Origin of the sequence: Rhodospirillum sp. A1_3_36, assembly GCF_047263945.1 — a bacterium.
Lineage (GTDB): Bacteria > Pseudomonadota > Alphaproteobacteria > Rhodospirillales > Rhodospirillaceae > Rhodospirillum.
In genome coordinates this window covers 527,196-541,576 of the sequence record NZ_JBLAVB010000001.1, presented here as the reverse complement: position 1 = coordinate 541,576, position 14,381 = coordinate 527,196, and the positions used below count along the sequence as shown (strand labels likewise).

Below are 14,381 nucleotides of genomic sequence, written 5' to 3'. Positions count from 1 at the left end.
GGTTCCCTATTCTTGTTCCGCCAAATCCAGCCATCAGGATGTAACGCTCCCCTTCGTCAAGGTCAACGGTGCCGCGCGGAGAAGGGGCATGGAATAGGGGAGGGTCCCCGCGTATAGTGCGCGCCTTCCTCCTCCTACCACTTCTTCGGACATCCCACCGATGCTCATCGATCTTGGCTTGATTGCCTTCACCCTAAGCGTCTGGACGGCCATCGGCTTTCTGGGGCAATTTTTCTTCTCCATGCGGTTTATTGTCCAATGGTTGACCTCGGAGAAGGCGCGCAAATCGGTGATGCCCGTGGCTTTCTGGTATTTCAGCATCATCGGGGGCGCTACTCTTTTGGCCTATGCCATCCATCAGGAGGACCCCGTTTTCATCTTCGGCCAGGGTCTGGGACTGGCCATCTATGTGCGTAATCTGGTGCTGATTCGTCGGGAGAAAGCGGCCCAATGAACATTTTGTCAGTCTTGAAACGCCCCAGGGTAAAGGCCGCTGTGGCTCAGGTAGACCGGTTTGCACGGCCCTGGGGGATGCTCGTCGCCAATCCGTGGGTTTTGGTGGCAGGTGTCTTTACTCTGTTGGCGGCCCATGCGGCCCTCCATGGCTTCGTCTTTACTGGCCTGCCCCGGGATGAGCTGGAATCGGTTTATTGGGGGCAGGGCTGGGCCTTGGGATATGATATTCAGCAGCCGCCTCTCCACAACTGGATCGCCCTTGCCTTGATGGAGATGTTTGGCGCCTCGCCCGCGCTGTTCGGCCTGAATCGCGTGGTGACCATCGGCGCCATGCTGCTATTTCTCGGCCTCTCGGCCCGGTCCATGTCCGGGGGACGGTCCCTGGCCGCTACGGTAACGGTTCTTGGAGCCCTGACCACGGTCCTCTTCGGCCTTCAGATCTTCTTGAACTTGACTCATTCCCTGATGTTATTGGCGGCCCTGGCCTTTTGTCTATGGACGTTGACGCGGTTGGCCCGGCCAGAGGCGGGACCGGGCACCTATCTGCTGGTGGGAAGCGCCTTGGGGCTGGGGGCGCTCTCCAAATACAGCTTTGCGCTCTTCGCCCTGGCCCTGCTGGCTGCGGTTCTGGTCCATCCACAGCTGCGCAAACGGCTTTGGGATCGGCGGAGCCTTTGGGCCTTGGGGCTGGCGGTTCTTCTTGTCCTGCCCCATGGGGTATGGATGCTTCTGGCCGATCACGGAATCGCCGGAGAGATGGCAGGTATCCTGAAAGCCAAGCCGCTGGCCTGGACAGACCGTCTGCCTGATATCCTGAGGACTGCCTGGGTCGACCCCATCGCCGGAGTGATCACACCGCTGATACTGGTGGCTTTGGCCGCTCCTGGCGTTTTTGCCCTCCGCTTCGTCCGAGGCTCCAGCCCAGGGGCAGAGGGGGAGGATCCCACTCTCCCCTGGCGCCGTTTTCTTGTGGTTTATCTGGTCGCCTCCCTGACCCTGGCCACGCTGGTCACCCTGGCCTTGGGGGGGTCTGAGTTGCGCGACCACTATATGATGCCTGCAGTCTTGGTGGTCCCCCTGTGGCTGGGGCTGCGTGTCTCCGTTATGGCGCCTGAGGGCAAGACCCTTTCTCGGATCGGGGTCGCACTTGGGGGGGGGGCCCTGGTCATGGGACTGGGATTGCTCGGGGGGATGGCTTTGATCCGGCCCATGACCTGTGGGCGGTGCCTGACCGACCTGCCGGTGGCCGCTTGGAGCGAAGCCCTGCGGGAAAGCGGGTTCTCCCAGGGCACCTTGGTGGCCAATGATCTGGATGGGGGCGCCAATCTGCTCAGTCGCTTCCCCGGAAGTACCCTGGTGGTGCCCAATCTGGATCCTGCTCCAGGCACAGAAGGGGCGGGAACAGGACTCTGGGCGGTGGTCCTGGATCCCCGTGCCCCGAGTGAAGCGACGGAGGCCGTGAAGGCCTGGGTGGCCGCCCAAGGGCGATCCTGGCCCGAGACCTTCCAGGAAATCTCTGGCCCGGTCCGAGGTCCCTTCACCGACCAGATGCGGAGCCTGTCTCTGGCTCTGGTTCCCGCACCTTGACTGAGGGCAGGGGGGGGAGAGGAGGCTCGATCGAGGAGAGCAGGCGGATGCCTTCGGCAATATCCTCCCGATCGATGCCCGCATACCCCAGGATGAAGCCTGCGGGCGGGTTGACGGTCGCGAAATGGCGACCAATGGGCAAGGCTCGGACCCCCTGCGCCTCGGCCCGCTTCGACCAGAGGGCCATGGAGGACTGGTCGTGTTCCGGGAACCAGGCCACCAGATGGATCCCGGCCTCGGCCCCCGTGATTCGGATCCGGGCGCCGAAGTGGTCCTTCAGGGCTATAACCAGGGCTTCTCGCCGGGCCGCTTGAAGGGTGCGGATCCGGCGCAGATGGCGACCAAAGGCCCCATCGGCCATCCATCGCGCGAGGGCCTCCTGCTCCAATCCCGGCCCGTGGCGATCCACCACCTCCCGTGCCCGGACGAAGGCGGGGAAAAGGGATCGGGGCGCCGAGACGAACCCCAACCGAAGGGCAGGGAAGAGGGCCTTGGAGAAACCGGCGAGATAGATCACCCGCCCCTCCAGATCGGCGCCGGCCAGGGCGGGCAGGGGGCGGTCCCCATAGCGGAATTCGCTGTCATAGTCGTCCTCCAGGATCCAGGCGTTGGTCTCCCTGGCCCATCGCAGCAAGTCCATGCGCCGATTCAGGGACAGGACAACGCCGGTCGGGAATTGGTGGGAGGGTGTCACACAGACCCCTCGAACGGGAGGCTCCAGATCGGGCAAGAGATCAATCCGCGGACCCTGATCGTCAACGGGCAGTGGAACCGCCTCAGCCCCCAAGGCGTTCAGGACCTCTCGAAAGCCGCCATATCCCGGATCTTCCATGGCAACCCGCTCCCCGGGGTCAACCAGCAGACGCAGGGACAATTCGATGCCCTGTTGAGACCCATTGGTGATCAGCACCTCCCGCCCCTCGGGGGCGATACCCCGGTGGTCCCGCAGCCATTGGGCCACGGCGCTTCGCAGCGCAGGGGAACCCTGCGGTTGCTGGTAACGCAGCAGGTCCGGCCAGCGCCGCCGGTCATCCAGGACCGCCTTCACCGCCCGCTTCCAGGCGGCATGGGGGAAACTATCCGTGAGAGACAGGCCGAAGAGGAAGTCGTACCGTATTCGGGGCCGCATTCCGGCCTGTCCCGCCAAAACCCTTTGTGACGAGTGCTCCACGGCCCGCATCCCCCATTGGGACAGGCGGTGAGCGGCCCAATCGGCTCGATCCGACTTGGCGGGCGGAGCGACTTGTCTCGGGACGGCCGGAGGCAGGGGCAAATCCTCGGCCACGAAATGCCCAGATCCGGTTCGCGAGGTCAGATAGCCCTCCGCCTTCAGGCTCTCATAGGCCGTCAAGATCGTGGTGCGGGAAACGCCCAGGTCTCCGGCGAGGCGTCTGGAGGAGGGCAGGCGCGCTCCGGGCGGTAGGACGCCACGCAAAATCCGCTCCCTCAGGGTGTCGGCCACCGATCGGGCCAACGGAAGATCTTGGGACAGGGGGGGCAGGGTCATGGGCAGAGATCCGTTTGAATTGGACTCTCATAATGCTCAAAAACTGGATCTTTCCGCGACCAGTTTTTCCCGGCAAAACCTGTCTCACCCAATGGACCAGCAAGAAAGATTGGATCTCATGACCACCACACCTCCTCCCAGCAGCCCTCGCACGACCCTAAGTCGGCATCCCGAACGCGGGGACCACGACCCGGAAGCCATCCGGGCCTTTCTCGATAGTCAATTCCTTTGTCACTTCGCCTTCCAAGGACCCGATGGCCCCCTCTGCATCCCAACCTGCTATGGCCGGATCGGGGATTGGCTTTATATCCATGGGGCTCTGGCTTCGCGGGTGATGTCTGTGGGGAAGACCAAAGCCCTGCCCATTTGCGTGACTGTTACCCGTGTCGATGGTGTGGTCGTGGCGAAAAGCGCCTTTCACCATTCCATGAACTTCTGCAGCGTCATGGTCCATGGCGAGGCGGAGACGGTGAGTGACTTCGAGGAAAAGGCCAAAGCTCTGGCCGCCATTACCGACCGGGTCGTTCCTGGGCGTTGGGATGAGTGTCGTCCGGCCACGGATGCGGAAATCAATGCAACGGGTGTTCTACGCCTGTCCTTGGCGGAGGCGTCGTTAAAGGCACGGACCGGCGGACCGGTAGAGGCCAAAGAAGACCTGACTGGCCCCCAATGGTCCGGCGTCCTTCCGGTCACCTTGGTTGCGGGACAGCCTGAACCGGTTGCTGAGGCGGAGGTTCCCCCCTCTGTGGCCCTGTTCCTCGCCCAGTTCGCCCCCCCGTCGTAAATGGCGCAAAGGGAGAGGAGATGCTCACGCCCAAAGGGATCTTGACCTGATGAGACCATAGGATTTTGCTCTCCCCACTCCCTCAGATGGAAATGCTCTGGTCTGACGGAAAGGGAGGAGCAGTTTTTTCAGCCCCTCATCGATTTTGCCTCTCCGGAGGACCGTGACGCGAGGCATCATACACGAGTAGGAGCGGAAAACGCCATATTCTGGGCGGGTTTGAAAAGCATTGACGCCTTTCCGACGGACTGTGCCGATGGGCTGTCGCAGAACGAACCAACGACCTATTCCGTGCCACGGAACAGGCAGAATCGGTCAATCATAAGAGAGTGAAACTGGATCAGCTTGTGTCAAGCTGGCCCAGTTTCACTCTCGTCTTATAAATTTTAGGTGTCTTCTTGGCCACAATGAGCCACGAAGGGGGCTCATGCCTCTGACCCCATGTGCATATACCCAGGGGCGCGGGGTCAAAGCCCATGACTAAAGGGAATGGACAATTTTTAGACAAGAGGGATTGTACATGTCTTGATCATGAAATGAAGGAGGCTAATTCCATTAAATCCTCCCAACCATATTTTTATAAATATCAAAATTCCCAAAAGTTCCAATCTATACATATCGTGCAATCATTTGAATCTCATTAAGTAATGTAAAATTTGCAAGAGTTCGGTGAAATTTCCGAGGATTATTCTGGAAAGGGCCAGTTTTCGCCCCATATGGGGAAAACGGATACGTTTTTCACATAAACCGGAGGTGGATATGGACAAAATAGGGAAGGTCATTGATGATTTTTTGCGGATGGAGGCCTCCGGCGGACTCGTCCTAATGGCCATGGCCGCCCTAGCCCTGATTGTTGCCAATACTCCTCTGGTCGACACCTACGATCTTGTGTTCTGGACCCCCTTCACCATTGGTTTCGGGGAAACCCTCGTGTTGTCCAAGCCACTTTTGCTTTGGATCAACGACGGTTTGATGGCCATTTTCTTTTTCCTGGTTGGTCTGGAAGTGAAGCGCGAGTTCTTGGCCGGCGAGCTGTCCTCGCGGGAAAAGGCGCTATTACCAGCCATTGCCGCTGTCGGGGGGATGGCAGCGCCAGCCCTGGTCTACTTAGCCATTGCCGGGGGAGATCCCCTCACGGCCCGGGGATGGGCCATCCCTGCGGCGACGGATATTGCCTTTGCCTTGGGTGTTCTCGCTCTACTGGGATCTCGAATTCCCTTAGCGCTCAAGGTGTTCCTAACAGCGGTCGCCATCTTCGATGACCTGGGGGCCATCATTATCATTGCCCTCTTCTATACGGATGGCCTAAGTCTTCCGGCCCTGGGTATTGCTGCCGTGGCTATTGTCGCACTGTTTGCCCTCAACCGCGGCGGTGTACGTTCAACGGCACCCTATTTGGTGGTTGGGTTGATCCTCTGGATCGCAGTCCTCAAGTCCGGTGTTCATGCCACGCTTGCGGGAGTCATCATCGCCATGGCCATCCCCATGGCCAAGGATACCAAGGGTCACAGTCCGCTGGAGCATATGGAACACGCCTTACACCGTTGGGTGGCCTTCGGCGTCTTGCCAATCTTTGCTTTTGCCAACGCAGGCGTTCCCCTGTCGGGTCTGGGGCCGGATGCGGTGACTGGCCCTATCCCCATGGGCATCCTGTTCGGTCTGCTCATCGGCAAGCCTTTGGGGATCCTGCTCTCGGTTGGCGCTGCGGTGTTCACAGGGGTCTGTCGCCTGCCGGAGGGAACCTCCTGGGGGCAGGTGGCCGGATTGTCTTTCTTGGCGGGCATTGGCTTCACCATGAGCCTGTTCATCGGCACTCTGGCATTCCCCGCCGATCCGGCCATCGAGGCTGGGGTGAGGATTGGCGTGCTTGGAGGCTCGGTTCTTTCGGCCACCATTGGGTTCCTAATTCTCCGCTGGTGGAAGGGCCCCGCAGCAGCGGTGGCATAAATGCTCATGGTTTCGGGGGCAACCGCCCCCGAAACCTCGTCGGGAGCCCACAATCGTATCCTTAAGAGACTTCTCTGCGGGGCATCTGAAACGCACGGAATGGGGCGGAATACCAAGAGGCGCGGATTGAAACCACGCCACTCTCGCAAACCGGTGTCAATATTGGAAAAAAGGGTACCATCGCACAGCGTCACACAGTGCGGAAATTGACCTTCTCCGACCAACTCTCATATCGTCACAAAAAGGGTATTTTCAACCCGAAAGTGTCTGTTGTATTCAGAAGAATGTTAGACTGGTTCTTACCCCGAAAAGGAGAGCTGTCGGAAGGGGTAGGAGGACGTCCAAACCCGGAGCAAGCGGCCGACCGGCCGCCGGGCGAAGCCCGCCCCATCGGAGGCGCGTCCGACGGGCACTGCCGTGAGATATGTAAAATGGCGGAGGGAGCCGGACGAAGTCCAAACCCGAAGTAAGCGGCCGACCGGTCGCCGGGCGAAGCCCGCCCCATCGGAGGCGTGCCCGAAGGGCACTGCCGTGAGATATGTAAAATGGCGGAAGGGGTGGGATTCGAACCCACGGTGCGTTGCCGCACGCCGGTTTTCAAGACCGGTGCAATCGACCACTCTGCCACCCTTCCAGAAGGCCGTTTGATACGATCCTATAAGTCGCCTGTCAACGGTTCCACATCGCTTTCAATCATCGCCTCTGTCGAGAGTGAAACGGGATCAGCTTGAGTCAAGCTGACCCAGTTTCACCCTATTTATATAGATTTTAGAGTGTCTTCGAGGTCCAGAAGCCACGATAATTGGACATTCCCCCCCAATTGTGGCACCACATACCCTGATGGTTCGGTTCCGGAAGGGGTCACATGACACGCGTTCATCTGTTTGCTCTGGCTCTGGCGGGTACTTTGCTCACTCAAGGCTGTGCCTCCAATGGGGGAGCCAACGCTGGAGTGCCCAATAATGCCCCTCCCGCCAAACCGGGGGTCTCCCGGGTTGCGACTCGTCCTGGGCCCACTCAATCATGGCAATCCTTCCTTTCCGATCTTAAGGCAGAGGCCCTGGCCGCAGGCATCTCGTCGGGGACCGTGGAAAGCGCCCTCTCTGGTGCTCAGATTGAAGACCGCGCCATCGTTCTGGATGGCAAACAGCCCGAGTTCAACAAAACCCTCGGCGCCTATTTTGATATTGCCGTGCCCGAATCTCGTGTCGCCAAAGCGCGGGAAATGTTTGCGGCCAATGCAGCCCTGTTGAGTCGTATCGAGCATGCCTACGGCATACCCCCGGCTATTTTGGTGGCCTTCTGGGGACTGGAAAGCAATTTCGGAAGCAATCTCGGAAATTTCCGGATTATCGACACCCTGGCAACTCTGGCTTACGAGGGGAGGCGAGGGGCGTTTTTCCGCAAGGAACTGATCGAGGCCCTGCGCATCATTGACGCGGGCAATATATCCGTAGACCGCATGGTGGGCTCTTGGGCCGGGGCCATGGGGCAAACCCAATTCATGCCCTCCACCTTTCTGGCCCATGCGGTGGATTTCGATGGCGATGGGCGGATCGACCCCTGGAACAGCACGGCAGATGCCCTGGCGTCTGGAGCCAAATATTTGGCAGACCTGGGTTGGAAAGCAGGGGAGCCCTGGGGATATGAGGTTAAGCTGCCCTGGGGCATGGATCTGACCATGACGGGCATCGACGCCAAGCGATCTCTGTCTGAATGGTCTGCCCTGGGAGTGCGTCTGGCCGATGGGCGGATTCTGCCCAATACGCCGGGAGCCATGGCATCGGTCATCCTACCCGCAGGGCATGAGGGGCCGGTCTTCCTGGTCAGGGACAACTACTTCACGATCCTCGACTGGAATCGGTCCTTGCTTTATGCCCTCGCCGTAGGATATCTGGCCGATCGTATTATGGGAGCGCCGGGTTTGGTAACCCCACCCCCCGCTGGAGACCGGCCCCTTCGAGTCTCGGAAGTGATGGAAATTCAAAACTCGCTGAACCGGCTTGGGTATGACGCTGGCACAGCCGACGGTTTGGTCGGAAGTCAGACGCGAGCCGCTATTCGGCGGTTCCAAGCCTCCAAAGGGTACCCTGCAGACGGGCATGCAGACCCTGAACTCATCCGCGACCTTCGTACGCAGTTTGATGGATAGGGAGTCCATTCCGGGGTCCCTGCGGCGGTCCTCGGAATGGATGGAACGAAGCAAAGGACCCATGTCATGACCAGAGTTCACCGCCCATTGAAAACCATTTTGGGCTATCTGACCGTGGTAGGCGTGGCCTTGAGTCTTAGCGCCTGCTCTGAAACAGCGATGGTAGTTCATTCGGCCAAACAACTGGGCCGGTTGGGCAATGATCAGGATAGGGGTACCTACAAAATCGGGAAACCCTATCAGGTTGGCGGACGCTGGTACCAGCCCAAGGAGAACTATTTCTATTCGGAAGTGGGCGAGGCCTCTTGGTACGGGCCAAAATTTCATGGAAAGCGCACGGCAAACGGCGAAATCTTCGACATGAATAAGTTGACCGGAGCCCATCCGACCCTGCCCATGCCAAGTTTCGTCCAGGTGACGAACTTGCAAAATGGGCGGCGGATAAAGGTCAAGATCAACGATCGAGGCCCCTTTGCCAACGATCGGATCATCGACTTGTCACGCGCTTCAGCGCGGGCCCTGGGATTCGAGAAACAGGGACGAACCAAGGTCCGGGTGGACATCCTTCCCGAGGAAAGCCGCCAGGCTAAGATTCAAGCCCAGGGCGGAGTAGTGGTGGCTGAGGCTCCCGCTCCGGTCGCCGCGCCGCCTGTCTCAAAGGTCGAAACGGTTGCTCTCGGTCCACCGTCCTCACCCCGGACCGGGGCGGTCCGGACGATCTCCTCCGGTGGGCAGGGAGGGCTCCTGATTCCTGCAGCGCCGCCTCGGAGTTATTATAGCGCCCAAAATTCCGCCATGGTTCCCAGCCAATATATTCAGGTCGGGGCCTTTTCGGATCCCATTAACGCTGATCGCCTAAAGTCCCGCTTGTCCCGGTTGGGGACAACGGTGGTTGTGCCGGTGACCATGGGAGATCATGTGCTTCATCGGGTCCGTTTGGGGCCGTTCCATGATCGGTTCGAAGCGGAGAAGGCCTTGCGGGCAACCCTCGCTTCGGGCTATCCAGAAGCCCGGATCGTCGACGAGGATTGACCCTCGACCCCAAGTGAGACCAAGGGATCGGATTTCGAGTGGGCACACTCCCAAACGATGGATGTGGCAAAAATCCGGTTGTGACCCGGGTATGGAAGGGTCTCGACGAAACAAAACAGAGTGCCCGGATAGGTGCATGAATTGGATCCGTTCAAATACGGCTTACGAACGTAACAGTCCCCCGTTTCTGGATATGGAGCTTTTGGTTTTGACCAAGCGAACCCGCCCCGCGATGACCGCCCTCCGTTCCTTCGCGCCCTGTGGATGGGGCGCCACTGGTCTTGCCCTGGGAGCGGGGTTGGGCCTCGTTGTGGCATTGCCACTGATGACAGATGTCGCAAAGGCCTTTGAAACAAAGGCGGACCATGCGCTGCTGATCAATTTAGGAACAAATACGGTTCTGTTTGACAAAGCTGCGGATGTGTCGATGACACCATCGTCCATGAGCAAGTTGATGACTGCTTACATGGTCTTTGATCGTCTTAAACAAGGCTCCCTTTCCCTGGACGACACCTTTACTGTGAGCGAGAACGCTTGGCGTAAGGGCGGTGCGGCAAGCGGGGGCTCGACGATGTTTTTGGAGCCCGGCTCTACCGTGCGGGTAGAGGATCTGCTGCGTGGGATTATCATTCAATCGGGCAATGACGCCTGTATTGTGGTGGCTGAGAACTTGGCCGGAGACGAGGCCAGTTTCGCCGATGCGATGAACCGACGAGCCCAGGAACTGGGGCTGACGGGGAGTCATTTCATGAATGCTACGGGTCTGCCCGACCCTCAGCACTATATGACTGCGCATGACTTGGCGATTCTGGCTGAACACATCATTCGCGATTTCCCTGAATACTATCGGTTCTATGGGGAAACTGAATTTACCTATAATGGAATCACTCAGCACAACCGCAATCCATTGCTCTACAAGAACATGGGCGCCGATGGTTTGAAAACCGGACATACCAGCGTGGCAGGCTATGGCCTGACGGCCTCCGCTAAGGAAGGCGATCGGCGGGTGGTTATGGTTATCAATGGCTTGAAAAGCACCAAGGAACGCTCGGAAGAAGCCGAACGTCTGATGGCCTGGGCCTTCCGCAATTTCGAAGATGTGAACCTGCTCAAGGCGGGGGAGCCCATCAGCAATGCGGAAGTTTGGCTGGGTGAAGATGATACCGTTCCCTTGGTTTCCGCCAAGGATTTGGTGGTGTCTCTGCCAAGGGCTGCCCGCAGGGACATGGTGGTCAGGGTTGTCTATGACGGTCCTTTGGCCGCTCCGATCAACGCAGGGGATCCCTTGGCCACCCTGGTGATCGAGGGGCCAGATATGCAGCGTCTGGAATATCCTTTGGTGGCTGGAAAGAAGGTCGAAGAATTGTCTCTGCTTGGGCGGGTTATGGCCTCGATCAAGAACGCCATTTTCGGAATGGCCCAGGAGGCCCTTCCCGAGGATCTGAACAAGGCGTCCCAAGCGGCCCCAGAGCCCTCCAAATAGGCGCCAAAGCGTGGCGCGGGGGCGATTCATTACCTTGGAAGGGGGCGAGGGCGCGGGCAAAAGCACGCAGCTCCGCTTCCTTGCAGAGACCCTGGCCTCCCATCCCACTGAGGTGGTTCAAACCCGGGAACCCGGCGGATCCACGGGGGCAGAAGCCATTCGTGGACTCTTGGTGGAAGGTGCAGAAGATCGCTGGGACCCACGAGCCGAGGCCTTGCTTCATGCGGCGGCCCGCCGGGATCACCTGATGCGCACCGTTTTTCCCGCACTTGAGCGAGGGGCCTGGGTCCTTTCCGATCGTTTCGCGGATTCCACTTTGGCCTATCAGGGATATGGCCATGGGCTGGATCTACGGGACATAAAAGGGCTACATCATTTCGTCTGCGATGGTTTCCAACCCGATTTGACTCTGATCCTTGACCTCCCCGTGGCCGCAGGACTGGCGCGGGCTGCGTCCCGGGGCGGCGCAGAGGACCGCTACGAGCGCATGGGACTGGCCTTCCATGAACGCCTGCGCGAGGGCTTTCTCGCCATCGCCCAGGATAACCCAAATCGGTGTGTGGTTTTGGATGCCCGAGGAGATGCGGACTCGCTGCGAAAGCGCATCGAAGGAGTCTTGATAGACCGCTTCCCGGACCTGTTGGCTCTTCAACCATGATGGAGCTGTCGCCCCGGACCAATCCCGAGCTTCTGGGCCATGGGGACGTCGAGCGGGAAATCCTTGAAACACAAGCCTCTGGTCGGATTGGCCACGCTTGGCTGATCTCCGGTCCCCGGGGTGTCGGAAAGGCGACTCTGGCTTATCGGTTCGCCCGCCATATCTTGGCTGGCCGGTTGGGTTCTCCGGAGGAGGGGGAAAACGGGGGGGGCGGATTGTTCGGTGCCGAGGCGCCACCGATCCAGCTCGCGCCGGACGCAGGATTGGGCATGGATCCGGAACATCCTGTCTTCCGCCGGGTCGCCGCTGCGTCCCATGGCGACCTCCGGGTGATTGAGCGGGCCATCGCCGATGAGAAGACCGGGCGGCGGAAGACGGAAATCGTTGTCGGAGACGTGCGAGACCTCGCCCATTTCATGGGAATGACCCCCTCGGAAGGGGGCTGGCGGGTGGTGATCGTTGATGAGGCGGAAACCATGAACCGCAATGCCGCCAATGCCCTTTTGAAGGTCTTGGAAGAGCCCCCAGGTCGGGCCATGTTGTTCCTGGTCAGTCACAATCCCGCCCGCCTTCTCCCCACCATCCGATCACGCTGCCGACGATTGCAGTTGCGGGCATTGGAGGACGATGTCTTGGCGACCCTGATTACCCGCCACCTCCCGGATTTGGCAGCGGAAGACAGGCAGAGCTTGGTGGCTTTGGCGGAAGGCAGTATCGGCCGGGCCATTGATCTGGCCGGGCAGGGAGGCTTGGACCTGTGCCGAGAGGTGATTTCCATGCTGGGTGCCTTACCGCGTCTGGACGTGACCCGTCTGCATACCCTGGGCGACAAGGTGGCCCGGGATGATCAGGCTTTTTCGGCCCTCGCCGATCTGTTTCCCTGGTGGTTGGCCCGGATGACCCGCTCTGGCGCCCTGGGACAGCCTCCGGCCCAGGTCATCACCGGGGAGGCGGAGGTGGCTGCGCGACTTCTGGGCGCGGCTCCCCTTGATCGGTGGATCGAGGTGTGGGAAAAGGTCGGCTCCCTGTTTGAGCGGGCGCGCGCCGTGCATCTGGACCGGAAACAAACGGTCCTATCGGCGTTTTTGGCCGTGGAACAGACCCTGGGGCGGACCTAGCCTGCGGCTTGTCACCCGCCCTGACCCCCGTTTCGGTGCCATACACCATTTCATTCTTATCCCATCATGGGGAGTTTCGCGTCATGTCCGGGCCCAAGCCCTTCTACATCACCACGCCCATCTACTACGTGAACGACAAGCCCCATATCGGCCATGCCTACACGACCCTGGCTTGCGATGTATTGGCGCGGTTCAAGCGTCTGGACGGGTACGACGTGCGCTTCCTGACTGGCACCGACGAACATGGCCAGAAGGTGGAGAAGTCCGCCCAGGCCAAGGGGATCGATCCCCAGACCTTCACCGACGGGGTTTCGGCTAATTTCAGGGATCTGGCCAGGGTGTTGAACGTCTCCAACGACGATTTCATCCGCACCACCGAAGATCGCCACAAGATGGCTTGTCAGGCCCTGTGGGACCGGCTGGTGGAGCGGGGCGAGATCTATTTGGACGCTTACCGAGGCTGGTATGCCGTTCGGGATGAAGCCTTCTACGGCGAAGACGAGCTGACACGCGGCCCCGATGGGACCCTGACCGCCCCTTCGGGCGCGCCGGTGGAATGGATGGAAGAGCCCAGCTATTTCTTCCGCCTGTCCAAATGGGCCGCGCCCCTGTTGCAATACTACGAGGACAATCGGGGGTTCATTGCTCCGGAAAGTCGCCGGAACGAGGTGATCAGCTTTGTGAAGGGCGGTCTGAAGGACCTGTCCATCAGCAGGGCCTCCTTCTCCTGGGGCGTGCCCGTGCCCGGCGACAACGCCCATGTGATGTATGTTTGGCTGGACGCGCTGACCAATTATATCACTGCCTTGGGCTTCCCGAACCAGGACGGCGATTACACCACCTATTGGCCCGCCGATCTGCATATGGTGGGCAAGGATATTCTCCGCTTCCACACGGTCTATTGGCCGGCTTTCCTGATGGCTGCGGGTCTGGAGCCCCCCAAACGGGTTTTCGCCCACGGGTGGTGGACCAACGAAGGCCAGAAGATCTCCAAGTCCCTGGGGAATGTCATTGATCCGGTGGACCTGATTGAGACTTTTGGCCTGGATCAGGTGCGCTATTTCCTGCTGCGGGAAGTCCCTTTTGGTAATGACGGCGATTTCAGCCAGCGGGCCATGATCAATCGCATGAATGGCGAACTGGCCAACGACCTGGGCAACCTGTCCCAACGGGTCCTATCCATGATCACCAAGAATTGCGGTGGCGTTGCCCCCACTCCGGGGCCGTTCACGGAGGAAGACACGGCTCTTCTGGACGCCGCCAAGGGCCTCCTGGACAGCCTGCGCTCTACCATGGACCGTCAGGCCTTTCACGAGGGACTGGAGGGCATTTGGATCGTGATCCGTGCCGCCAATGCCTATGTGGATCATCAGGCCCCCTGGGCCTTGCGCAAGACCGATCCCGACCGCATGGCCACGGTGCTCTATGTCCTGGCCGAGGTCATCCGACGCGTCGCCCTGTTGATGCAGCCGGTCACCCCCGATGCAGCAGGGCGGATGCTGGAGCAGGTGGGGCAGGGAGAGGACGCCCGATCCTTCGCCGCCCTGGCTCCGGAGATCATGCTGCAACCCGGACTGCCCCTGCCCAAGCCCAGCGGGGTCTTCCCCCGGTATATTGCGGAAGAGGGGGAGTAAGCCCCCTTCGGTTTTCTACTAGT

At 59.9% G+C, this 14,381-nt stretch carries 11 protein-coding genes and 1 tRNA gene; 10 read left to right on the top strand and 2 right to left on the bottom strand.

What is annotated here, in order from left to right; genetic code table 11:
- Positions 1-160: 160 nt before the first annotated feature.
- Both ACLIRY_RS02310 and ACLIRY_RS02305 read left to right on the top strand, forming a co-directional pair.
- Entirely contained in the window at positions 161-454 is a 294-nt protein-coding gene (locus tag ACLIRY_RS02310; protein WP_413203720.1) for a lipid-A-disaccharide synthase N-terminal domain-containing protein, read from the top strand.
- Entirely contained in the window at positions 451-2,043 is a 1,593-nt protein-coding gene (locus ACLIRY_RS02305) for a glycosyltransferase family 39 protein (protein ID WP_413203719.1), read from the top strand. The genes ACLIRY_RS02310 and ACLIRY_RS02305 overlap by 4 nt, the downstream gene beginning before the upstream one ends.
- Here the strand turns inward: ACLIRY_RS02305 and ACLIRY_RS02300 are convergent.
- Complete coding sequence (locus tag ACLIRY_RS02300) at positions 1,994-3,550, bottom strand: PLP-dependent aminotransferase family protein (RefSeq protein WP_413203718.1); 1,557 nt, start codon at positions 3,548-3,550, stop codon at positions 1,994-1,996. The genes ACLIRY_RS02305 and ACLIRY_RS02300 overlap by 50 nt on opposite strands.
- 118 nt (positions 3,551-3,668) lie before the next feature.
- Between ACLIRY_RS02300 and ACLIRY_RS02295 the strand changes: the two genes are divergently transcribed.
- On the top strand, positions 3,669-4,334 hold the full coding sequence (locus tag ACLIRY_RS02295) for a pyridoxamine 5'-phosphate oxidase family protein (protein ID WP_413203717.1): 666 nt from the start codon (positions 3,669-3,671) through the stop codon (positions 4,332-4,334).
- 759 nt (positions 4,335-5,093) lie between these two features.
- Entirely contained in the window at positions 5,094-6,281 is a 1,188-nt protein-coding gene (gene nhaA / locus ACLIRY_RS02290) for a Na+/H+ antiporter NhaA (protein WP_413203716.1), read from the top strand.
- 546 nt (positions 6,282-6,827) lie between these two features.
- Here nhaA and ACLIRY_RS02285 read toward each other — a convergent pair.
- Positions 6,828-6,915 (bottom strand) — tRNA-Ser (locus tag ACLIRY_RS02285).
- A gap of 231 nt (positions 6,916-7,146) precedes the next feature.
- Between ACLIRY_RS02285 and ACLIRY_RS02280 the strand changes: the two genes are divergently transcribed.
- The 6 genes from ACLIRY_RS02280 (at position 7,147) to metG (ending at position 14,358) form a co-directional block, all read left to right on the top strand.
- Positions 7,147-8,433, top strand: a complete 1,287-nt coding sequence (locus ACLIRY_RS02280) for a lytic murein transglycosylase (protein WP_413203715.1) — start codon at positions 7,147-7,149, stop codon at positions 8,431-8,433.
- Between the two features lie 66 nt (positions 8,434-8,499).
- The gene (locus ACLIRY_RS02275; protein ID WP_413203714.1) at positions 8,500-9,465 is read left to right on the top strand and encodes a septal ring lytic transglycosylase RlpA family protein; all 966 of its coding nucleotides are present in this window, start codon (positions 8,500-8,502) and stop codon (positions 9,463-9,465) included.
- Between the two features lie 232 nt (positions 9,466-9,697).
- Positions 9,698-10,948, top strand: a complete 1,251-nt coding sequence (locus tag ACLIRY_RS02270; protein WP_413203713.1) for a D-alanyl-D-alanine carboxypeptidase family protein — start codon at positions 9,698-9,700, stop codon at positions 10,946-10,948.
- A gap of 10 nt (positions 10,949-10,958) precedes the next feature.
- Positions 10,959-11,606 carry a dTMP kinase gene (gene tmk / locus ACLIRY_RS02265; RefSeq protein ID WP_413203712.1) on the top strand — a complete coding sequence of 216 codons (648 nt, stop codon included), beginning with the start codon at positions 10,959-10,961 and terminating at the stop codon, positions 11,604-11,606.
- A complete protein-coding gene (locus ACLIRY_RS02260) occupies positions 11,603-12,724 on the top strand; it encodes a DNA polymerase III subunit delta' (protein WP_413203711.1) in 1,122 nt (373 codons plus the stop codon). Before tmk ends, ACLIRY_RS02260 begins: the two co-directional genes overlap by 4 nt.
- 83 nt (positions 12,725-12,807) lie before the next feature.
- The gene (gene metG, locus ACLIRY_RS02255) at positions 12,808-14,358 is read left to right on the top strand and encodes a methionine--tRNA ligase (protein ID WP_413203710.1); all 1,551 of its coding nucleotides are present in this window, start codon (positions 12,808-12,810) and stop codon (positions 14,356-14,358) included.
- Positions 14,359-14,381 lie beyond the last annotated feature (23 nt).

What these genes read in the sequence shown, in the direction of transcription:
- metG (WP_413203710.1), top strand. Translation starts at nt 12,808, where the DNA reads ATGTCCGGGCCCAAGCCCTTCTACATCACCACGCCCATCTACTACGTG.
- ACLIRY_RS02310 (WP_413203720.1), top strand. Translation starts at nt 161, where the DNA reads ATGCTCATCGATCTTGGCTTGATTGCCTTCACCCTAAGCGTCTGGACG.
- ACLIRY_RS02270 (WP_413203713.1), top strand. Translation starts at nt 9,698, where the DNA reads ATGACCGCCCTCCGTTCCTTCGCGCCCTGTGGATGGGGCGCCACTGGT.
- ACLIRY_RS02295 (WP_413203717.1), top strand. Translation starts at nt 3,669, where the DNA reads ATGACCACCACACCTCCTCCCAGCAGCCCTCGCACGACCCTAAGTCGG.
- ACLIRY_RS02305 (WP_413203719.1), top strand. Translation starts at nt 451, where the DNA reads ATGAACATTTTGTCAGTCTTGAAACGCCCCAGGGTAAAGGCCGCTGTG.
- ACLIRY_RS02300 (WP_413203718.1), bottom strand. Translation starts at nt 3,550, where the DNA reads ATGACCCTGCCCCCCCTGTCCCAAGATCTTCCGTTGGCCCGATCGGTG.
- nhaA (WP_413203716.1), top strand. Translation starts at nt 5,094, where the DNA reads ATGGACAAAATAGGGAAGGTCATTGATGATTTTTTGCGGATGGAGGCC.
- ACLIRY_RS02260 (WP_413203711.1), top strand. Translation starts at nt 11,603, where the DNA reads ATGATGGAGCTGTCGCCCCGGACCAATCCCGAGCTTCTGGGCCATGGG.
- ACLIRY_RS02275 (WP_413203714.1), top strand. Translation starts at nt 8,500, where the DNA reads ATGACCAGAGTTCACCGCCCATTGAAAACCATTTTGGGCTATCTGACC.
- ACLIRY_RS02280 (WP_413203715.1), top strand. Translation starts at nt 7,147, where the DNA reads ATGACACGCGTTCATCTGTTTGCTCTGGCTCTGGCGGGTACTTTGCTC.